The following is a 19,751-nucleotide window of genomic DNA, read 5'->3' as shown; positions in this document are numbered from 1 at the left end:
AAGCATCGGCGACCCACTGGCTATGGACATACAACCACGAGCGTCCGAACATGGCTCTCGGCGGCATCACACCCATGCAGAAATTGGCCTTGCCCGCTTAGCTCCACTTTTGGCGAGCGCTAAAAGCGGGGGGATTACCAATGCAGCTCCAGAAGATATCGACTATCACTCTGGCCGTGGAATTGATAAGCGCCAGATCGCCTCGCTGTTGAATGGCGACTGGATCCAACGAGGGCAGAATCTCTTCATCACAGGGCCAACTGGAGCCGGTAAGACATGGCTTTCTTGTGCATTCGGTCATCAAGCAGTGCGACATGGGCACTTAGCCCTATATCGCAGACTACCGCGCCTTCTTGAGGAAATTGAGATTGCGCGAGAAGACGGCAGTCTGCAAAGGCTACGGGCGCAATTGGGGAAGGCCCGCCTTCTGATCTTGGATGATTGGGGCGTGGCGAAGATCACATCGCGTGGAAGGCAAGATTTGTTGGAGATAGTAGACGACAGAGTGGGCACACTCTCTCTCTTGATCACATCACAGATGCCCGTCGCGGAGTGGCATGCGTTCATCGGTGAGCCAACAATCGCTGATGCAATCATGGATCGCATTGTTCACAACGCGCATCGAATTCAGTTGCAAGGGGAGTCTATGCGCAAGCGACTAGCCAAGCTAAGCACAGGCGAATCGGCTTGAGCAATGCCCCGAACGATCGCGTCATCGGAATGGTTCAACGGCAAGCGGCGCCCCGGGTGATGCCGCTTGCCGTTGTGCACGACGCGAATAGAGACCAGAGCGGCCCCTATCCAAAGATAGCTAGGTCCCAGGCTACCTGCTAGTCCAAGAGGTGCAAGGCTATGATTGATCGCCAAGAGGACCGCATTACTACCTTGATCGCGCTTGTCTTGCGACTAGTGAAGGAAAGTGGGGAGGATGCGCACTTTGATGCTGAGCTATGGACAAGGACGTGGCTAGCTACGCCGCTTCCCGCATTGGGAGGCGTCCCGCCCATTTCGTATTTGGATTCGGATGGCGGGTACGAGCGGGTAGCGCAACTCTTGCTCAGGATGCAATCCGGGGCCTTCTCTTAAAAGAAGGTTCAAGTTGATAGATTTACGAAATGAACCGACCATCATGGATGGTCGAAAAGTTGGGGGAAGCTGTGACCAAGCATTCAATATCGGCTCACGCAACATTTGTTGGCGAGTGGTTCCTGCCATCCGAAGAAGGGTCGGAGCAAAGAATCGCCGGAACACTTACATGGTCGTCTGAGCATGCATCACTTGAGCTGCACAAAAGTCTGGTTCCTCTGCAAGGCGCCGTGTATGGCGATGAGATTCAGACATATCCAGTTATTCATGGAACGACGATAGAAAGCCAGTACATCACCGTTCTTAATGCGTTGAGAACCAACAACAACTTTAGTTTTGGTCCGGCCGGTGTCAATCAGTCGGAGCGGGTCATTTCGAGTTGGGTCGTCATCGGGGCTCACGTAACGGAGCAAACCCTGTACGGCGAGGTACGGGTTCGCATTCCTGGGCTACAGATGTGGCTAAGTCGACCGAGCATAAAGCAGACCGTCCTCACTAGTGAACACGGTAACGCGTTAACAATCCTCTATGAGATTGGGCCGCTTCCAGAAGAGCTCTGCGAAATTCCATCGCAGCGGGTCACTCTCGGGTGGGGGATCGAGACGAACCACTCTGGAGATCAATCAACGGACATTTCGGTCCGATCTTCCGGGTGGTTACGTGTGAAGTCGAGTGAACCAAAGCCCCTGGAGTGGTTCATCAACCAGGTGGGCAAGGCGACAACTCTGTTGTCATTACTGGCCGGATCACCGATGTCACTAGATGCGATATCCGCGAAGATCGTCGATTACGACGTCAACCTGGAGGTATTGGTTGCGCTGCGCGCGGATCAGCACTGTGAATGTAAGTCCCTGCATGAGTTTTACATGTTGAGAAGTGGCTTGGGGGTCGACTTCAGGGATGTCTTTGCCAGGTGGTTCGAGAACTACGAAACAGTGGGCATGCCAAGCCAGCTTGCTCTCAGCGTTCTTTCATCTGAAAAGCTTTGGCTCCACGTGGAATTTCTATCTTTGATGCAGGCGCTGGAGGGTTTCCATCGCGCAACCATGCCCGGTCTCTACACAACGGAAGTCGAGTACGAACCCGTGAGGCATGCGCTAAGCAACGCCATACCCAGTAGTGTTAAGCCTGATCACAAGGACGCATTGAAATCGCGCATCAAGTACGGCAATGAAATCTCGTTGCGGAAGCGCTTGGACGCACTGGCCGATCGCCTTGCATTGCCTCTAAGAAAAATGATCCTTGGTGGTGACGGAAATGTGCCTCGCAGCTGGGTGGCAACCCGAAATTACTACACGCACTGGGACGATGCGTCGCGAGAAGGCACGTTGGATGGACCGGGTATGCATCGCGCCAGTTTCCGAATGCGACATCTGATTCGAGCGCTCTATCTTGACTTCGCTGGCGTTCCGCAAGAGGCGATCTTACGGTCACTGGTCAATACATGCAGAGAGAGCCAGTACCTCATTCAACTTAACAATGCGGAGGTCAGGAGGAATCACCCTGGGGCGCAGGTCACGCCTTTAATGCAAATCGGCGTTGACGGCGCTGGATCTTCCGGCGGCCAAGAGGCCGAGTAAGTCAGCGTCAAAGAGTAGTTGTAGGCATTCCCTGACAGACATTGCTTTAGTGCCAATTCAACATTGAGATCAACCTTGCTGGGGGGCAAAGGAAGCTATGGCACCAAAGAAGCAGGCAGCGACTGACGATGCGGTGGCGCCTCGCGCGCGCATGCACAAGCTCACCATTAGAAATTTTCGCGCAATTGGTAAGCAGCCAGTTGTGATTGAGCTGGACGATATTGTCGTCCTGGTCGGCGCGAACAATACCGGGAAGAGCTCCATTCTCCGAGCCTATGAGCTCGTGATGGATGCGGGCAAGAAGGGTGAGATGGCCATCGAGGATTTCCCCGGTGGCACCATCCCGGCCGGCGGCCTTAGCGCCGATGAGCTACCCACCATCGAACTCGAAACGGTTCTTTACGCCGAGAGCAAACCGCCGGCTAATAAATGGATAGAGACCAAGGCCAACGGCGACCAACATGTTCGGGAGCGCTGGACCTGGCGTGCGCCTGGTAAACCTGACAAGCGGGGATTTAATGTTGAGGCCGGCGATTGGGATCCAGACCACGGACCCTGGGGCGCCGCTCAGGTCGCGCAAGTCAACCGGCCGGCAATCCATCGCATTGAGGCATTTGACGATCCGAAGAAACAGGCCGAGGACATCATTGGTCTTTTAGTCGAGGCGACAAAGCAACGCGTGAGGGAGTTGACCGAAGAGCAAGGCACCGACAGTGCCTACGCCAAGCTGCTCCTTGGTGTTGCCGAGCTGCAGCGTACGGTTGCAAAAGAGGCACTAGAGGCAGTTGAGTCGGTTCGCGATGAGCTGGGAAAGGCGATGGCCAGTGTGTTTCCCAACTACAGCATAACGTTGGACGCTCGCCCGGAGAACGACCTCAACAAGGCCATTTCTCTCTTCAAGGCCTCGCCCACACTAAAGATGGGGCCAGCGGACGGCCATCAGTCAGACTTGGAGCGGCAAGGAAGCGGTACACGCCGCACTTTAATGTGGAATGCGTTGCGCATCATTGCAGACCATAAAGAGGGCAAAGGTGACAAAGCAACGGATCGTCCAAATGTCCTACTTCTTGACGAACCCGAGCTTTGCTTACACCCCTCTGCAGTCAGGGATGCTTGCGGTGTCCTCTACTCACTGCCTGATGGCGGGACTTGGCAAGTGATGGTAACCACTCATTCACCTGCCTTCATTGATCTGTCCAGGGACAACACGTCAATCGTTCGGGTGGAGCGTGCAGAAAATGGGGTTATCTCGGGTACCACCATTTTCAGGCCATCGCGGGCCCAACTCAGCACTGATGACAAGGAGCGCCTGAAGCTCCTAAACATGTATGACCCGTACGTTGCCGAGTTTTTCTTTGGTGGACGGACGGTCATCGTGGAGGGTGATACGGAATATGCGGCCTTCAAGGAGGTCATGGCTGAATATCCGGAAAAATTCCGCAATGTCCACGTCATTCGAGCTCGCGGCAAATACACGATCCTTGCGTTGTGCAAGATTCTTAATCAGTTTAATTGCCCCTATGCGGTACTGCACGATGCCGACACTCGGCAGATCAAGGGCAAGAAGGGGCTTGTGGCCAATCCCGCGTGGGCGGCTAACCAGCAGATCCTCGACGAAATCAGCAAAGCACCTAAGGGGACGGTGCGCTTAGCAGCTTCGCTGTACACCTTTGAGGTTGCGATGTTTGGTGAGCTCGTTTCAGGGGAGAAGCCGTATGCAGCGTGGCTGCGGGTGCGGGAGGACGGAGAGGCGAAGAAAAGTGTTATCGCCTTGCTCGACTACTTAGCGGGCAATGCAGAGCAGTGCCCTGAGGGGGTTCTGGCATGGACTGACCTCGCTGAGCTCACTGCCGCTACGGCTAAGTATGAACCTGTCGGTGACTGACCCCTGGAATCTTGGCGTGAGATAAGCTCGACCTTAGCCTTGGGGCGGAGCTGCCCGTTTTCACTACCTAGCAGCCCTTGGTGTATCGGACATTGACGGTGCGCTCGTGAACCTTCCAGCCGGATAACTGACCTAGGCCATCTATGGAATGGAAAGCATCTGACGGACCCGTAAAGATTACTTCGTGGAGGGAGCTGCATGCCCTCGATGGATACATACCTCAAATATCGAAAGACGAGGTTGGATTGGGGGCGATATGCGGCAAGTACGGGATCAAGGATCAGGGCAAGGAACGATGCGCGATCAAGGAGTGCCGAACGCCGCACTTCGCTGGCGCTTTAGTGATCTTGACTGGAGGCGGTGTTACCAACATTGGGCATCGGTGCGGACGGAAATATTTCCCTGACCAATGGGCCGCAATGGAAGGAGAATTTGGCGCGGTCGCAAAGAAAGATCGCGAAGCGGTAAAACTCGCAAATGCCAAAGAACAGGCGCATGGTGTGCTTGAACGACTGGCTGAACTGGATGCCAGTCTGCAGAAGCACCACGCGTTTCAGCAGGCTTTTGAAAAGCATGTACCAAGCTCCATCGTGGATGAAGTCTACAGACGAGCCCAAAAAAATGCAGAAGCTATAATGGTCGCTGTCCGCTTGACGGGAAACGAGTTGGAGATCGCCAGGGCTACCAATGATCCGTCTGCTAAGACTGGATTGACTGAGAAAGTCGTCGGTCAGCTCCGTGGGCTTGCAATCTTCCGGACTGGCAACGATCCGTGGCGCCTCGCGGAGTACACCGTTCGCCCGTCATGCCAAAAGCTGCTGACATATGGCGGAGGCAATTCCGTCGTCATGAATCGCCTAGTGGCGGCCGTATCGCGGGCCCACAGTGTCGTCGATCAGATCGTGAGCAGCCTGAGTCAGTCTGAGCAGTTCTTTACCGAAGAAAATTTAGCGAACCTCCTGAAGCTGCCTAACGCAAGAAATGTGCGGTTCAGGGCTATCGGCATTTCGCAGTCAGGGGAACTCTGGGTCAGTCGAGGCTGAAGCACTCTCGCGCTCGATCCGGGTATGGAAATGAACATCACATCCCTTGGTATTGGCGCCTAGGGGGCTGGCACCCACCCGCACCCAGCGGTGCCTGCACCCTGACATGCGATGCATGAGCCTTACCAAAGTGCACCACGACGCGCCCTAATTTATGCGCAGATGGTATTAGTGCTATCCGACTACAGATCTTTATCGATCAATAGACGATCGCTACCTTGATCCTCAGACATTTGAAGCCGAGGGTCACTCATGCACCAGCTCATTGTTCGATGCTCTGCCGCGGTAAAGGCAGGCATCCTCTGTTTCGCTCTGTGCGTATGTAGCGTAGCAAGCGCCGCCGACCATGGCCCGTTAATTATCAAGGACCAGGGCAGTTTCACCGCGGGTGGCAAAGTATCGACAACACAAGGCACCTTTGACCCCCGTAGGCCCCTGGATCCCGCTGGACAGAGCTACCACGGCGATCACGTCTACGCCTTCTACCAAATTCCCGTGGACGCTCGGAAGTACCCGATCGTGATGTGGCACGGTGCCGGCCAGTTCTCGAAGAGCTGGGAAACCACCGCTGATGGCCGCGAGGGCTTCCAGACACTATTCTTACGCCGAAGATTTGCCGTTTACCTGATCGATCAACCGCGCCGGGGCGACGCGGGCCGCAGCATGGTCGAAGCCACGATCAAGCCGACGCCCGACGAGCAGCTTTGGTTCAATCAATTTCGCATTGGTCTGTGGCCACGCTACTTCGACGGCGTGCAGTTTGACCGCAGCGCAGAGACACTCAATCAGTTCTTTCGTTCGATGACGCCGAATACTGGCCCGTTCGATATGGACGTGCTTTCCGACGCTGTCGCGGCCCTGTTTGCGAAGATCGGCCCGGGCATCCTCTTTACCCACTCGCAAGGCGGTGGCCCTGGCTGGCTGACCGCCATCAAGAGCCGGAACGTCAAGGCGATTGTCGCGTTTGAGCCTGGGAGCAGCTTTGTCTTTCCGGCTGGCGAAGTGCCCGCTCCGATCCCCAGTGCGTTCGATACGGTCCAAGGCACCGCCGTGCCCATGTCGCAGTTCATTGCCCTAACGAAGATTCCGATCCTTGTCTTGTACGGCGACAACATTCCTGATCACCCAGTGGATTTTCCGGCGCAGGACAGCTGGCGTGCAAGGCTGGAGATGGCGCGCAAATGGCGGGATGCCGTCAACAAACACGGCGGCGACGTGACCCTTGTGCACCTTCCGGACATCGGTATCCGCGGAAATACGCACTTCATCTTCTCCGATCTAAACAACGTCCAGATCGCTGACCTTGTATCGAAGTTTCTCGCTGAGAAACATCTGGATCAATGAACTCTGTACGCGCGATAACGCGAAGCTAATAGCCAAGGTACATATCAATGAAGCGTTCAATTTTCATGGCGTCCCTCATGGCCGCCTCCGTCGGTTTCACCGGCGGCAGTGCCGCTGCCGCGGACTACAAAGTGAATCCTTTCACCCTCGTCTACGACGGTGCGATCACCAAGAACGAGCCCGGAAAGATCAACATCCACTCCGTTACGTACAAGTTGAACGGCATCGATATCTCGGCAAACGTGTACACGCCGGCGAACTACGATCCACAGAAGAAGTACCCCGCCATTGTGGTGGCGCATCCCAACGGTGGTGTGAAGGAGCAAGTCGCCGGCTTGTATGCCCAACGATTAGCCGAGCAGGGATACATCACGATCGCTGCAGATGCTGCGTTCCAGGGAGCAAGTGGCGGCCAGCCTCGTAACGTGGACAAGCCCGCCTACCGGATTGAGGATATCCATGGCATGGCGGACTACATCGCTCGCTACCCCGGCGTCGACAGTGCGCGCCTAGGACTGCTGGGCATTTGCGGCGGTGGCGGGTACTCGCTCGCCGCCGCGGAAACTGACAAGCGCTTCAAGGCGATTGCCACCCTGAGCATGTTCAACTCCGGTCGGGTGCGTCGAAACGGCTTCAAGGATTCGCAACTGGCCACAATTCAGCAGCGGCTGCAGCAAGCATCGGAGGCTCGAGCACAAGAAGCGGCCGGTGACGAAATTCTCTATTCGGGAGACGCCAACCTAACGGACGAACAGATCGCCAAGTTGCCGTTTGATCTGTATCGCCAAGGCTACGAGTACTACTGGAAGAAGTACGCGCATCCGGGATCGACGTTCAAGTACACCACGAGCAGTCTGCTGGATCTGATGCGTTTTGACGCGACCGATCAGATCGAACTTATCGACAAGCCCCTACTCATGATGGCCGGGAGCAAGGCGGACACCCTCTACATGACCGAGGACGCGTTTGCCAAAGCGACCGGCGCCAAGGACAAGGAAATGTTCTTGATCGATGGAGCGACCCACATTGAAACCTATTGGGTCCCTAAGTACGTCGATGTCGCCCTGGGAAAGTTGAAGGTCTTCTACGCCAGAACACTTTGATGTGATCTCAGGGGCTAGTAGCGCTAGGTGACAGCGATGAACAAGATTCTGCTGGGAATCGCGGTGTGCGCCGCGATTCCACTTGCGGGCGCAGCCGCACAACGCAACGACATGAGGGAATCACCCATGCAGAAGATCATTCCGGCCGGAACCCAAGGCTCCACGACAGGGGCAGAAGAGTACTTTACGGGGCACGTGCGCGTGGACCCGCTGTTTCAAGCCAATAGCGAGATCAATGCGTCGGGCGCCTATGTGACGTTTGAGCCGGGCGCGCGTTCGGCTTGGCACACGCATCCCGCTGGGCAGCGCTTGGTAGTGACGTCGGGTGTGGGTCTAACCCAGGAGTGGGGTAAGCCCGTCAGGGAGATCCACCCCGGCGACGTGGTTTGGTGTCCCCCTGGCGTTAAACACTGGCATGGTGCTGCAGCTGGGAGCGTGATGACCCACCTAGCCGTTACCGGAGCCGTGAACGGTAAGAGCGTGGAATGGATGGAGAAAGTGTCCGATGAACAGTACAGCGCTCGTTAGCCCTGTGTTCTGCCTACTTGTCGGGGCACTTGCTCTAGGCGTAGGGCCGATTGTTTCGACGGCACACGCTGAACCGAACAGCTCGGAGCAACAAACGATGATCTCTGCACAACGTTCTACGGCTACCGCGGAAACGCTGTCCGCAAAGCAACGGGCGATTCCGCTAATCGCTGCGGCGATGGCCAACGGCGACATGGCCCAGCTCAACGCCGTCCTTAACCAGGGACTGGATGCGGGCCTGACCATTAGCGAGGCCAAGGAAATCCTGGTGCAGCTTTATGCCTATACCGGCTTTCCGCGCAGTCTCAATGCGCTGGGCGAGCTCAAAGACGTGCTGAATGCACGTCAACATCGCGGCATCCTTGACGAACCAGGGAGCGAGCCGAGCCATCCTGTTCCGACGGGCGAAGCACTCTTGGCGGCAGGCATGGCGAACCAAAGCCGGATTTCGGGTGGGATCGTCAAAGGCCCAGTATTCGACTTTGCGCCGGTTATCAATCAATTCCTCCAAGCGCATTTGTTTGGCGACATCTTCGAGCGCGACAACCTCGATTGGCCCAGCCGCGAACTCGCCACTGTCGGCGCGCTGGCCGCCATGTCGGGAGTCGAGCCCCAATTGCGCTCGCACGTGGCGGCAAGCATTCGGGTGGGACTAACGGCCAACCAACTGAAGCAACTAACGCAGGTGCTCGCCGCGCATGGGGATGCAAGCGCTGCCCATCGCCTCAGCCAGGCGCTGAGCCAGTACCTGAGCGACTCTGCCGGTCGAGAATAAGTGCTTATCAATCGGCGTAACGCAGGGCATCACGAAGTAGCGCGAAGGCGGGTGAGCTTTGGCGCCGGCTTGGGTAGTAGAGGTGGTACCCCGAAAACGGAGGGCACCAATCTCCGAGCACACGTATCAATCGGCCTTTCTTGACGTGAGCTTGCACTAGATCCTCGGGCATATAGGCCAGACCCAATCCCTTGAGTGCTGCGTCCAAACGCATGGCAATGTTGTTAAACACCAGCTGGCCTTCGACCCGCACCTTCAACTCTTCCCCTTTCTTTTCGAACTCCCAAGGGAAGATGCCACCGTACGTGGGCAAGCGGATCGTGATGCAGTTGTGCCGAAGGAGATCACGTGGAGTCTTGGGGCGTGGATGCTGGTCGAAATAAGCCGGTGATCCGACAACGGCCATGCGTACATCCGGGCCGATACGTACCGCGATCATGTCTTTGGCGACCTGTTCGCCCAAGCGAACACCGGCGTCATACCCCTCGGCCACGATGTCGGTAAGGCCGTAGTCCACGATCACTTCGATCTGGATATCGGGGTGGGCAGGCAGGAGCTTCGCGAGCACCGGCTGCAGCACAGAGATCGCCGCATGCTCGCCGGCCGTGATGCGCAATTTTCCCGCGGGCTTGTCTCGAAATTCGCTCAGAAGGGCTAGCTCAGCATTGATTTCTTCGAATCTCGGGGCGATGACCCGCAGCAGATGCTCGCCTGCTTCGGTGGGGGACACACTACGGGTCGTACGCGCGAGCAGGCGCACGCCCAGCCGTTCCTCCAACTGGCGCATAGCCCGGCTAAGCGCGGGCTGGGACATGCCGAGCTTAGCCGCCGCACGAGTAAAGCTGCGTTCTCGTGCTACCACCGAAAAGATTGCGAGCTGGTCGTAGCTTTCGGCGGACATTTATCCACTCCGGTTATGAACCCTTTCCGATTATGCCATCTAGTGTAGGCAATGCTTCGGTCCTAGATTGTTCGCATGGAGGACGCCATGAAAACCCGCAAACTCGGCCATAGCCAACTTGAAGTCTCCGCCATCGGCCTCGGCTGTATGGGGCTGAGCCATGGGTATGGCCCCGCGACCGACAAACAGGCGGCCATATCGCTGATCCGCGCTGCCGTGGACCGGGGAGTGACGCTCTTCGACACCGCAGAAGTCTATGGGCCCTACCTCAACGAAGAAGTCGTCGGCGAGGCGCTCGCGCCGATGCGGCATCGAGTCGTGATCGCCACCAAGTTCGGCTTCACCTTTGGTGAGGATGGTAAGCAACAGATCCTCAATAGCCGGCCCGATCACATTCGATGGGCGGTCGAGGGTTCGCTCAAGCGCCTTCGCACCGACGTGATCGACCTGCTATATCAACACCGGGTTGATCCTGACGTGCCCATCGAAGAGGTCGCGGGCACGGTCAAAGACTTGATCGCCGAAGGCAAGGTCAAACACTTTGGCTTGTCCGAAGCGAGCGCCCAGACCATTCGCCGCGCACACGCCGTTCAACCGGTAACGGCCCTGCAGAGCGAGTATTCCCTCTGGTGGCGTGAACCTGAGCAGGAAATTCTGCCGATACTGGAGGAGCTTGGCATTGGCTTTGTGCCCTTCAGTCCCCTTGGCAGAGGCTTCTTGACCGGTGCGATTGGGGCTGACGCGACGTTCGGTAGCAACGATTTTCGCAGCATCGTGCCACGCTTCTCACCCGAGGCTCTCCAGGCGAACCAGGCCTTGGTGGATATGCTTGGTCAGATCGCGAAAGACAAGGGCGTGACGCCCGCACAGATCGCACTCGCCTGGCTCCTTGCCCAGAAGCCGTGGATCGTACCGATTCCGGGTACGACCAAGCTTCACCGCCTGGACGAAAACCTCGGTGCCGCCGTCATCGTGCTGACTGACGACGATAGGCGCAGTCTTGCCAAGCTTCTGGCGGACATTAAGGTCGAGGGTGACCGTTATCCGCCCGCCCTGCAGGCGCGAGTGGGACGCTAATGGGCGGGGCATCGACATGACATCTGAACATGACCCTGCGCGACGTGCAGTGATGGCGGCGCTCGCCAGCCTTCCACTCATCAGCTTGGCTGGTCAGCCAAGCGATGGTGAAGTAAAGAGGGCCGAATCGCGTGCACTCGTGGCCTATTTCTCCCGTTCCGGCAACACACGCGTTGTCGCCGGACTGATCCATCGCACGCTAGGCACGGATCTGTTCGAGATCCGGGCAGCCCAACCGTATCCGGAGGACTATTTGGCCACGGTCGAACAGGCACGACAGGAGCGCGATAGCGGGTATGAGCCGGCGCTGGAGGCCAAAGTTCCTAATCTAGCGCGCTACGACAGCGTCTATCTGGGATTTCCCATTTGGGGGGAGACCACGCCCCCCATCATTCGCACTTTTCTCTCGACGCACGACCTGACGGGAAAGACCTTGATTCCCTTTGTTACCCACGGAGGCTACGGGCTGGGGAATAGTGCTTCCATCCTCGCCAGCCATGCGCCGACGGCCCGGCTTAGCAAAGGCTTTGTCATGCAGGCGGACCAGGAGCGTCAAACGATGGATCGGGTCAATGCATGGTTGAAACAACGAACGGAGTAGATCGATGAAATATCGCAAACTTGGCAATGATAACCTCGAAGTTTCCACGCTTGGGCTCGGTTGCATGGGTATGAGTTCCGCCTACGGCCCGGCGGCGGACAAGAAGGACATGATCGCTCTCATCCGTACGGCCTACGACCGGGGCATCACTTTCTTTGACACCGCCGAAGCCTACGGGCCATTCGTCAATGAGGACCTCGTTGGTGAGGCACTGACACCGATTCGCGACAAGGTCGTCATCGCGACGAAGTTTGGCTTCGACATCAAGCCCGATACCGGTGAACGCGGCAGTGGCACCAATAGCCGCCCGGAGCATGTCAGGGCGGCGGTCGAGGGCAGCCTGCGACGCCTGCGCACTGACCACATCGATCTGCTCTTTCAACACCGTGTCGATCCGCAGGTGCCCATCGAGGATGTCGCTGGCGTGGTGAAAGAGTTGATTGCGGAAGGCAAGGTCAAACACTTCGGCTTGTCAGAGGCCGGTATCCAGACGATTCGACGCGCGCATGCCGTGCAGCCAGTAACGGCCGTTCAGAGCGAGTACTCGCTGTTCTGGCGTGGCCCGGAGGTCGAGCTGCTGCCAGCACTCGAAGAACTGAACATCGGCTTCGTACCCTTCAGCCCCTTGGGCGCTGGCTTCCTGACCGGCAAGATCGACGAGAACACCAAGTTCGACCCAACCGACTTCCGAAACAGCGTGCCGCGTTTTTCGCCGGAGGCGCGCAAGGCCAACATGGCGCTGGTCGATGTCGTGAAATCAGTTGCCGATCGCAAGGGTGCCACGCCTGCTCAGGTCGCCCTTGCCTGGCTTCTGGCGCAGAAGCCGTGGATCGCACCCATTCCGGGAACCACCAAGTTGCACCGGCTCGAGGAGAATCTTGCCGCCGTTGCTCTTAACCTGACTCTAAATGATCTTGATGAGATCAATACGGGGGCAGCTAAGGTCCAAGTTCAAGGCGAAAGGTTGCCCGAGGCCGCGCTAAAGATGACGGGGATGTGATCCGAGGCGTTGGTCATAGACGATACGTAAGGCCCTGCTGAGGGCGGTAGCCGGCATTTTCTATATACGGCCATGAGTGGCGTACAGCCCCATGGCCAGCACCGGTAGGGTGTTCAGCGTCTGCCGGATTCGGTGCTCAGTTCGACCGGAATCCGCAGCCTATCCGAGCGCTGGGGAAAAAGCATCTTTCACTGCCCGTACTGTCACGGTTACGAGCTCGACAGCGGACGGATCGCCGTGATAGCCACGGGCCCGATGTCCATCCATCAGGCGCAACTGCTTCCAGAGTGGGGAGACACCACGTTCTTCCTAAACGGTGCCCTTGAAATCGATAAAGCCACCAGGGATGACTTGGTCCACCGAGGGGTATCGATCGAATCGGGTCTGATCGAACGGATCAGCGGAAACGTCGAGGTCATACTCACTGACGAAAGAAGAATGGCTTTCGCCGGGGTGTTCACCGCGCCGCATAACGAGCCCTCCTCTCCAATCGCGAAACAGCTCGATTGCAGGATGGTCGAGATACCTATGGGTAAGCAGATATGGACCGGTGACACAAAGGAGACCAGCGCGCCAGGCGTATTTGCCTGTGGCGATGTCGCTCGGGCACCACATTCGGTCTCACTCGCCGTAGCGGACGGGGCATGGGCAGGTGCCCAGATCCATCGGTCACTCGTCTGGCCTGATTCGTAGACGTGCGCTACCCGTAGCTCGTCGAGAGCAGGTGCCCGGACAAAGGAGATAGGGGTTGGTTATCGCGGCTGGGTCAACGTGATCCGGGAGCTTAAGCCGTTCCGTATCCAAAGTGGGCGTGTGAGCTGAGCAATGCCGCCATTTTGGGTATATATTTGGGTGCAAAATGACGCGGTTCATTCCTAAATTTCCTTGTTTTCAAAGGATTTGCCGCATTTCATGGTCTCCTCTTGGCACCATTTGAGCATCAAGCAACATCCAGCAAACCCTCAAAGCCCCGTTTTCGGGGCTTTTTCATTGCCTCAAGTCCTGAGTCGGTTGCGGGAAAACGCCGATCAGATCAAACGCATTGGCCAGGATAAGTTGCCGGTATATGAGTTTCCGCCGTCTGTGCCACGCGCACGTTTCTTGAAGCAGGGCTGCTCGAATCTCCAGTTTCGAGGTGTGTACATTCGATGAGCTATGGCGTGTGATCATGCACAAGTGACGCCATCGAAGCGCCAGGCCACGCTACCGCGATGGCTGGAACTGCCGGCATCCTGGGCCACTTCATGATTTCTCCCGGTGTGTCGAGAGGCACGTACCCTTGGTACGTACAGCTTCACCCGCTTACATGGCGCCAGACGGCGCCTACGCCATCGCGCGCCATTTCCCGATAGCAACCCTGTTGCCTTCGTTGCAGCTTGGTTGGTCCTTGGGGGGGCGGGTTCGTCACTGATGTAACAACCAGTCGAGCCGTCGCCCCTTTGCGGGAGCAATGTCATTTGCGGTGGCTACAGCCAAAGGAGATGGTGCTGATGAAGTCGCGCCTTGCGGGAATTGGATTGTTTATTTCGTTTTTATTCGTCGGGTTCCTATCGATGCCTGTGGAATCGATAGCGACACAAAACGCCAAGGACAGCACAATTGTTGGCCTGGGTATGGCGCTTCCCAACGTGCCCGATGTCAGCAAGGACAAAAAATTCCACGTTTATGAGATAGATAAAGACGGCGTCACCTACGTACAGATCAATAATCTGGACCGGGCAGTGGTGGCGGCAGTTGCAATGACGAGTAGCGGGTACTTTACGCTTCCGATCGGTTATCTTGCTTCGGCTAAAGTAATCCTTCCGAATGCCAAGCAATATGGCGTTGTCCAGCCCTATGACGTGGCTGCACCCCTGGCGGCAGGGGATGGGCAGTGCCCGTGCAGTGGGCATGTCGTATACACCGGCCTCAACGGCACTATTGTCGTCGTCACGGATCGCAACGGTAATGTCATCCAGGTCGTGGTGTTGCCGCCGGCGGCGGCAACGGTGGATCCATGACAGGTCCGGCTTTGCCGGTTATCCAGGTGGTCGTTTTTGTGGTTGAAAACCCACTTCCGTTGCACCAGTCGGCGGTGTCTGTAGCGCCGACTGGCTGATGGTGGAGGCAGGGGCGCGTATCGCCAGCAAGCTGGCTAGGGTCGGGGGGCACTGTCCTGCTGGTCGCATGGCACGCGGCTTTTTGTTGCTTTCAGCGCACCAATTCCTGTCAAAAAAGCCCCATGAAATCCGCTGCTAGGCAGATTTTCATGGGTTTTGATGTGAGTAAAACTCACAATATGGAGTGGGCTTAGACAGCGACGAGTACCGCCTCTCAGCGGCGGACAAAAACGTCGATAGCGCGCTTGTATCAGGCACGACAAGGTATGCGGAAAGAGGCGCGTGGATTCGATCTACCCACCGTTCTTCCGCACCGAGGTCGAGGCGCAGAGATATGCGAGCATGTGTTTGGGTTGCTCACGTCGGCTGCTGCAGATCTGGCGAACATCTGACGCGGCAACATCATCTTGTTTCGGTGGATGGTGCTGGGCCTAGCGATCAAGCTGGCGCGCAGGCTGGCATGCGATGGGCACTCGCGCAGCGGTCGCAATATCTGCGTGGATATGGAGGGCGCCGATGGGCCGATGCGCGTGGCGCTGCATGCAGGATTGAGGGGCGATGCAGCAGGTGTACACCAAGATTCCGTGGCAGCGTGATCGCTGTTTTGCTTGCATCCTCCAGCAAAGCCTCCTAGTTTCCTTGCTTTGGTGACGTCGTGCAGTGCGTGCTTCACGACCCCGCGGCATAGGCATGTCGGCAACCAGGAGCAACCATCAAGGAGGGCAATGCATGATCAAAATCGTGCTTATCGACGACCACGAACTCGTGCGAACGGGTTTCAGGATGATCCTGCAGCAGCAGCCGGATATGAGCATCTGCGGCGAGGCTGCCAGTGCGGAGGACGGTCTGCGCCTGATCCGCAGCCTCAAGCCCGAGATCGCCTTGGTCGACGTGCATATGTCGGGCATGAGCGGTATCGAACTTACCGAGCGGGTGAGCCGGGCCAGGCTGGCCACGCGTATCGTGGTGGTCACCGTGGTCGACGACGGGCGCTTTCCCAAGCGCCTGCTCGATGCCGGCGCTTCCGGCTATCTGACCAAGGGCTGCAGTGCCGATGAGCTGGTGACGGCGGTGCGCCAGGTGGCCACCGGCCGGCGCTATCTGGCGCCGGCGGTGGCGCAGCAACTGGCACTGGCCACGCTGGACGGCAGCAGTTCGCCGTTCGATGTTCTGTCCAGCCGCGAACTGGAAGTGGCGATGATGCTGGTGCGCGGCAAACCGCTCACGATGATCGGCGAGCAGCTCAACCTCAGTCCCAAGACGGTATCGACCTACAAGCAGCGCCTGATGGAAAAGCTGCGCGTGGACCACGTGCTGGGGCTGGCCCACTTGATGACGGCGCATGGTCTGATCGACGCACCGAATCACCAGGTGGGTGTCTGAATCCATAGCATCGGAAACGCATCCACAAAAAAGCCGGACCTGGGTCCGGCTTTTTTGTGGATGGATGCACAGGCATCACCTCAAGGGGCTGCGTCCTGCCTCGGCTCTGCCGCGGGGTCCGCGGGCGTCTCAGCCGGTTTCGTCTCGGGCTCGGCCGTCGCATCGGGTTCGGCCGTCGTCGGTGCGGCATCGACGGAACCCAGCAGATCGCCTTGTCGCGGCTGCAAGGTCACCGGCGGAGCAGCATGCCCGTTGACGGCAGCATGCGGGGCCTCTACCTGCGGTTCTGCATTTGCAGACGGTGCCGGGGCAGGAGGCTGCGTCGGGGCAACCGCTTCCTTGTCGGCCAGCTTTTCTACAACGGCTTCGACCGGCGAAGCAGGCTCGTCTGCCTGATTCGTCTCACCAGCGGAGACGTGAGTGGCATCGGCCTCGTGCGCTACGTCTGACGCCGGCGAACTCGTCGCCGCAGGCTTTTTCTCCGGGATCGGCGGCAGCGGCGGCAGGCTGAAAGCGGTGGCAACGGCTGCCGCCAGCGGTGCTTCGGTCAGCACCACGCGCGCGGACTCTGCCGGCGCAGGCGGGTTGCGCGGCGCGGGCGCGGCACGGGGTGCGACCGGTGCAGACGGCGCCGGTGCCGGTGCCTGCGCAACGTGCTCGGCATCTGCCACGGTGTCGGCGGTAGCCGATGCAGCCAGTGCCGCGGCGACCGGCGTGGTCACGGGCTCGGCATCCGCGTCCGTGCCATGGGCCTCGTCACGATCCTCGTCGTCCAGTTCGCGGATCTCCTCGGCGTTCTGCGTCGTGCCGGCGGCGGCATCGTCGTGACGGCGGCGGCGGCGGCCGCCACGGCGGCCACGGCGACGGCGCGAAGGGCTGTCGGCATCACCGGCAGCGGCGTCGGCGGCTTCCTGACCGGCGACCACCGGCACGGCGGCCAGCTTGGCTTCGTCGACGGCTTCGGCGGGCGCGACCGGCGCGGCGGGGCGCGGAGCCTGTGCTTCCGGCTTCGGTGCTGCTGCGACGGCGGCAGGGGCCGGGGCCGCCGGCTTGCGCTCGGCGCGCTCGGGCTGGGCCGCCTTGTTGCCGTCGGCGTTGTTGGCGCGAGACTGCTGCTGGCGTTCCTGTTTCGATGCCTGCGCATTGGCTTGGGCAGGCTGGCGCGATGCGCCTTCGTTGCCCTGCTGGCGGTTGTTGCGGTTCTGCTGCTGCGCGTTCTGCTGCTGGTTCGGCTTGCCTGACGGCGTGCCGCCATCGCGGCGCTGGCGATTGGCGTTGCCACCTTGCGCGTTGCGGTTGCGCTCGTCGCGGCGTGGCTGCTGCTGGCGGTTGCCGCGTGCATTATTGCTGCTGTCGTTGCCGGCCGTTGGCGCGGCCGCTGGCGCAGGCGCCGCCTCGGCACTGTTGCGGAACCAGCCGAACAGGCGCGAGATGATGCCGCCGCTCGGGGCGGCGGCGACCGGGGCGGGCGCCGCCGGACGGCGTGGCGCAGGCTGCTGCTGGACGGGGGCAGGGGTCTCTTCGCGCACCGGCGCCGGCGTGGCGGGCACGATGCCGCTGACTGCAGGCTGCTCGTTGCTGCCCAGGGCCTGTCCCATCTTCGGGAGCGGCGCGGCTTCGACCGCGGTGATGCGCTCGTAGCTGGGCTTGCTGTGCTCGCCCATGTCCGCTTCCTTGATCCGCTGGATCTCGATATGCGGCGTCTCGAGCTTGTCGTCGGCGACGATCACCACGTGCGCCTTGTGGCGCAGTTCGATCTCGACCACGCTGGCGCGCTTCTCGTTGAGCAGGAAGTTGGCCACCGTCGGCGGGGCCTGCACCAGCACCTGGCCGGTGTTGTCCTTCATCGCGTGCTCTTCGATCAGGCGCAAGGTGGACAGGCCCAGCGATTCCACGCTGCGGATGTGGCCGTGGCCTTCGCAGCGCGGGCAGACGATCTGGGTGGCTTCGCCAAGGCTGGGGCGCAGGCGCTGGCGGGAAAGTTCCAGCAGGCCGAAGCGCGAGATGCGGCCGACCTGCACGCGGGCACGGTCGAGCTTCAGCGCATCCTTGAGCTTTTCCTCGACCTCGCGCTGGTGGCGCGGGCTGTCCATGTCGATGAAGTCGATCACGATCAGGCCGCCGGCGTCGCGGATGCGGCACTGGCGGGCGATTTCCACCGCAGCCTCGAGGTTGGTGTTGAACGCCGTTTCCTCGATGTCCGAGCCCTTGGTGGCCTTGGCCGAGTTGATGTCGATCGCGGTGAGCGCTTCGGTCTGGTCGATCACGATCGAGCCGCCCGAGGGCAGGCGCACCTGGCGGTCGAACGCGCTCTCGATCTGGGTCTCGATCTGGTAGCGGCTGAACAGCGGGGTGTCGTCCTTGTACAGCTTGAGCTTGCGCAGGGAGGTGGGCATCACCTGCTGCATGAACTCGCGGGCGTCCTCGTACAGCGATTCCTCGTCGATCAGAATCTCGCCGATGTCGCTGCGCAGGTAGTCGCGCAGGGCACGGATGAACAGCTTGGATTCCTGGTAAATCAGGAACGGCGCCTTGCGGTCGCTGGCGGCCTTCGAGATCGAACGCCACAGCGTCAACAGGTAGTCCAGGTCCCACTGCAGCTCTTCGGCGTCGCGGCCCAGGCCGGCGGTACGCACGATCAGGCCCACGTCGTCGGGCACGGTGACGTGCTCCAGGGCTTCCTTCAGCGCCTGCCGGTCCTCGCCTTCGATCCGGCGCGAGACGCCGCCGGCCTTCGGGTTGTTCGGCATCAGCACCATGTAGCGGCCGGCCAGCGAGATGAAGGTGGTCAGGGCGGCGCCCTTGTTGCCACGCTCTTCCTTCTCGACCTGGACGACGACTTCCTGGCCTTCCTTCAGCAGTTCGCGGATGCCCGACTTGTGCGGGTTCAGGCCGGGGGTGAAGTACTGGTCGGCGATTTCCTTCAGCGGCAGGAAGCCGTGGCGTTCGGCGCCGTAGTCGACGAAACAGGCTTCCAGGGATTGCTCGACGCGGGTGATGCGGCCCTTGTAGATGTTGGCCTTTTTCTGTTCGCGGGAGGGGATTTCGATGTCTAGATCGTAGAGGTTCTGGCCATCGACGATGGCCACGCGCAACTCTTCACGCTGAGTTGCGTTGATCAACATGCGCTTCATTGTAGTTTTCCTCGGCTCGCCCGCGCGTCGCGTGCCGCGGTGGCGCCGGAATGGCGGCCTGCCGGGGATCGCGCCGCTGCGGTGGAGCGGCTCATGTGACGGCGCCGTTCCCGGCGCCCGGATGTTCGGTCAGCTGCGTCAGTCGCGCCCTGGCCACAAAGCTTCGGGCAAACGACGGCCCGAACCGTTACGATGAAAGGGAGTCGCGACCG

The 19,751-nt window shown here is 59.2% G+C and carries 17 protein-coding genes; 15 read left to right on the top strand and 2 right to left on the bottom strand.

Translation table 11 applies throughout. The annotated features are described in order from the left end of the window. Nucleotides 1-109 precede the first annotated feature (109 nt). The 9 genes from istB to ISP14_RS16835 all read left to right on the top strand — a co-directional run bounded on the left by istB (nucleotide 110) and on the right by ISP14_RS16835 (nucleotide 9,344). Entirely contained in the window at nucleotides 110-691 is a 582-nt protein-coding gene (istB, locus tag ISP14_RS16875) for an IS21-like element helper ATPase IstB (RefSeq protein ID WP_404542087.1), read from the top strand. A 161-nt stretch (nucleotides 692-852) separates the two neighbouring features. Further along, on the top strand, nucleotides 853-1,086 hold the full coding sequence (locus ISP14_RS16870; protein ID WP_404542084.1) for an antitoxin Xre/MbcA/ParS toxin-binding domain-containing protein: 234 nt from the start codon (nucleotides 853-855) through the stop codon (nucleotides 1,084-1,086). A 29-nt stretch (nucleotides 1,087-1,115) separates the two neighbouring features. Next, nucleotides 1,116-2,666, top strand: a complete 1,551-nt coding sequence (locus ISP14_RS16865) for an ApeA N-terminal domain 1-containing protein (RefSeq protein ID WP_404542082.1) — start codon at nucleotides 1,116-1,118, stop codon at nucleotides 2,664-2,666. 151 nt (nucleotides 2,667-2,817) lie between these two features. Continuing rightward, on the top strand, nucleotides 2,818-4,551 hold the full coding sequence (locus ISP14_RS16860) for an ATP-dependent nuclease (RefSeq protein ID WP_404542080.1): 1,734 nt from the start codon (nucleotides 2,818-2,820) through the stop codon (nucleotides 4,549-4,551). A gap of 143 nt (nucleotides 4,552-4,694) precedes the next feature. After that, nucleotides 4,695-5,594: a hypothetical protein gene (locus tag ISP14_RS16855; protein ID WP_404542079.1), complete on the top strand. Its 900-nt coding sequence runs from the start codon at nucleotides 4,695-4,697 to the stop codon at nucleotides 5,592-5,594. A gap of 252 nt (nucleotides 5,595-5,846) precedes the next feature. Beyond that, nucleotides 5,847-6,938 (top strand): alpha/beta hydrolase, encoded by a 1,092-nt coding sequence (locus ISP14_RS16850; RefSeq protein ID WP_404542077.1) that lies wholly within the window; start codon nucleotides 5,847-5,849, stop codon nucleotides 6,936-6,938. 77 nt (nucleotides 6,939-7,015) lie between these two features. Beyond that, nucleotides 7,016-8,041, top strand: a complete 1,026-nt coding sequence (locus ISP14_RS16845; RefSeq protein WP_404542075.1) for an alpha/beta hydrolase — start codon at nucleotides 7,016-7,018, stop codon at nucleotides 8,039-8,041. Nucleotides 8,042-8,077: 36 nt separating this feature from the next. Next, the gene (locus ISP14_RS16840) at nucleotides 8,078-8,569 is read left to right on the top strand and encodes a (R)-mandelonitrile lyase (RefSeq protein WP_404542072.1); all 492 of its coding nucleotides are present in this window, start codon (nucleotides 8,078-8,080) and stop codon (nucleotides 8,567-8,569) included. Between the two features lie 97 nt (nucleotides 8,570-8,666). Continuing rightward, on the top strand, nucleotides 8,667-9,344 hold the full coding sequence (locus tag ISP14_RS16835) for a carboxymuconolactone decarboxylase family protein (protein ID WP_404542070.1): 678 nt from the start codon (nucleotides 8,667-8,669) through the stop codon (nucleotides 9,342-9,344). A 7-nt stretch (nucleotides 9,345-9,351) separates the two neighbouring features. On the opposite strand, the gene ISP14_RS16830 is transcribed toward ISP14_RS16835, so the two are convergent. Beyond that, entirely contained in the window at nucleotides 9,352-10,245 is an 894-nt protein-coding gene (locus ISP14_RS16830) for a LysR family transcriptional regulator (RefSeq protein WP_404542068.1), read from the bottom strand. An 87-nt stretch (nucleotides 10,246-10,332) separates the two neighbouring features. Between ISP14_RS16830 and ISP14_RS16825 the strand changes: the two genes are divergently transcribed. The 6 genes from ISP14_RS16825 (at nucleotide 10,333) to ISP14_RS16800 (ending at nucleotide 16,405) form a co-directional block, all read left to right on the top strand. Beyond that, entirely contained in the window at nucleotides 10,333-11,322 is a 990-nt protein-coding gene (locus ISP14_RS16825) for an aldo/keto reductase (RefSeq protein WP_404542066.1), read from the top strand. A gap of 16 nt (nucleotides 11,323-11,338) precedes the next feature. Next, nucleotides 11,339-11,923 (top strand): flavodoxin, encoded by a 585-nt coding sequence (locus tag ISP14_RS16820; RefSeq protein WP_404542064.1) that lies wholly within the window; start codon nucleotides 11,339-11,341, stop codon nucleotides 11,921-11,923. A 4-nt stretch (nucleotides 11,924-11,927) separates the two neighbouring features. Next, on the top strand, nucleotides 11,928-12,923 hold the full coding sequence (locus tag ISP14_RS16815) for an aldo/keto reductase (RefSeq protein WP_404542062.1): 996 nt from the start codon (nucleotides 11,928-11,930) through the stop codon (nucleotides 12,921-12,923). Nucleotides 12,924-13,055: 132 nt separating this feature from the next. Then, nucleotides 13,056-13,616 carry an FAD-dependent oxidoreductase gene (locus ISP14_RS16810; RefSeq protein WP_404542060.1) on the top strand — a complete coding sequence of 187 codons (561 nt, stop codon included), beginning with the start codon at nucleotides 13,056-13,058 and terminating at the stop codon, nucleotides 13,614-13,616. Nucleotides 13,617-14,413: 797 nt separating this feature from the next. Then, the gene (locus ISP14_RS16805; RefSeq protein WP_404542057.1) at nucleotides 14,414-14,923 is read left to right on the top strand and encodes a hypothetical protein; all 510 of its coding nucleotides are present in this window, start codon (nucleotides 14,414-14,416) and stop codon (nucleotides 14,921-14,923) included. Between the two features lie 828 nt (nucleotides 14,924-15,751). Continuing rightward, nucleotides 15,752-16,405 carry a response regulator gene (locus ISP14_RS16800; protein ID WP_404542055.1) on the top strand — a complete coding sequence of 218 codons (654 nt, stop codon included), beginning with the start codon at nucleotides 15,752-15,754 and terminating at the stop codon, nucleotides 16,403-16,405. Between the two features lie 80 nt (nucleotides 16,406-16,485). Here ISP14_RS16800 and ISP14_RS16795 read toward each other — a convergent pair whose 3' ends face one another. After that, the gene (locus ISP14_RS16795; RefSeq protein ID WP_404542053.1) at nucleotides 16,486-19,539 is read right to left on the bottom strand and encodes a ribonuclease E/G; all 3,054 of its coding nucleotides are present in this window, start codon (nucleotides 19,537-19,539) and stop codon (nucleotides 16,486-16,488) included. Nucleotides 19,540-19,751: the final 212 nt, after the last annotated feature.

It is taken from the genome of Dyella agri (assembly GCF_044904705.1).
Lineage (GTDB): Bacteria > Pseudomonadota > Gammaproteobacteria > Xanthomonadales > Rhodanobacteraceae > Rhodanobacter_A > Rhodanobacter_A agri.
Note: the sequence above shows the minus strand (reverse complement) of the source record. Positions and strands in the feature narration are given on the sequence as shown.

Excerpts from the sequence above, each read along its gene's own strand:
- ISP14_RS16870 (WP_404542084.1), top strand. The coding sequence starts at position 853 with ATGATTGATCGCCAAGAGGACCGCATTACTACCTTGATCGCGCTTGTC.
- ISP14_RS16865 (WP_404542082.1), top strand. The coding sequence starts at position 1,116 with ATGAACCGACCATCATGGATGGTCGAAAAGTTGGGGGAAGCTGTGACC.
- ISP14_RS16860 (WP_404542080.1), top strand. The coding sequence starts at position 2,818 with ATGCACAAGCTCACCATTAGAAATTTTCGCGCAATTGGTAAGCAGCCA.
- ISP14_RS16855 (WP_404542079.1), top strand. The coding sequence starts at position 4,695 with ATGGAATGGAAAGCATCTGACGGACCCGTAAAGATTACTTCGTGGAGG.
- ISP14_RS16850 (WP_404542077.1), top strand. The coding sequence starts at position 5,847 with ATGCACCAGCTCATTGTTCGATGCTCTGCCGCGGTAAAGGCAGGCATC.
- ISP14_RS16845 (WP_404542075.1), top strand. The coding sequence starts at position 7,016 with ATGGCCGCCTCCGTCGGTTTCACCGGCGGCAGTGCCGCTGCCGCGGAC.
- ISP14_RS16840 (WP_404542072.1), top strand. The coding sequence starts at position 8,078 with ATGAACAAGATTCTGCTGGGAATCGCGGTGTGCGCCGCGATTCCACTT.
- ISP14_RS16835 (WP_404542070.1), top strand. The coding sequence starts at position 8,667 with ATGATCTCTGCACAACGTTCTACGGCTACCGCGGAAACGCTGTCCGCA.
- ISP14_RS16830 (WP_404542068.1), bottom strand. The coding sequence starts at position 10,245 with ATGTCCGCCGAAAGCTACGACCAGCTCGCAATCTTTTCGGTGGTAGCA.
- ISP14_RS16825 (WP_404542066.1), top strand. The coding sequence starts at position 10,333 with ATGAAAACCCGCAAACTCGGCCATAGCCAACTTGAAGTCTCCGCCATC.
- ISP14_RS16820 (WP_404542064.1), top strand. The coding sequence starts at position 11,339 with ATGACATCTGAACATGACCCTGCGCGACGTGCAGTGATGGCGGCGCTC.
- ISP14_RS16815 (WP_404542062.1), top strand. The coding sequence starts at position 11,928 with ATGAAATATCGCAAACTTGGCAATGATAACCTCGAAGTTTCCACGCTT.
- ISP14_RS16805 (WP_404542057.1), top strand. The coding sequence starts at position 14,414 with ATGAAGTCGCGCCTTGCGGGAATTGGATTGTTTATTTCGTTTTTATTC.
- ISP14_RS16800 (WP_404542055.1), top strand. The coding sequence starts at position 15,752 with ATGATCAAAATCGTGCTTATCGACGACCACGAACTCGTGCGAACGGGT.
- ISP14_RS16795 (WP_404542053.1), bottom strand. The coding sequence starts at position 19,539 with ATGAAGCGCATGTTGATCAACGCAACTCAGCGTGAAGAGTTGCGCGTG.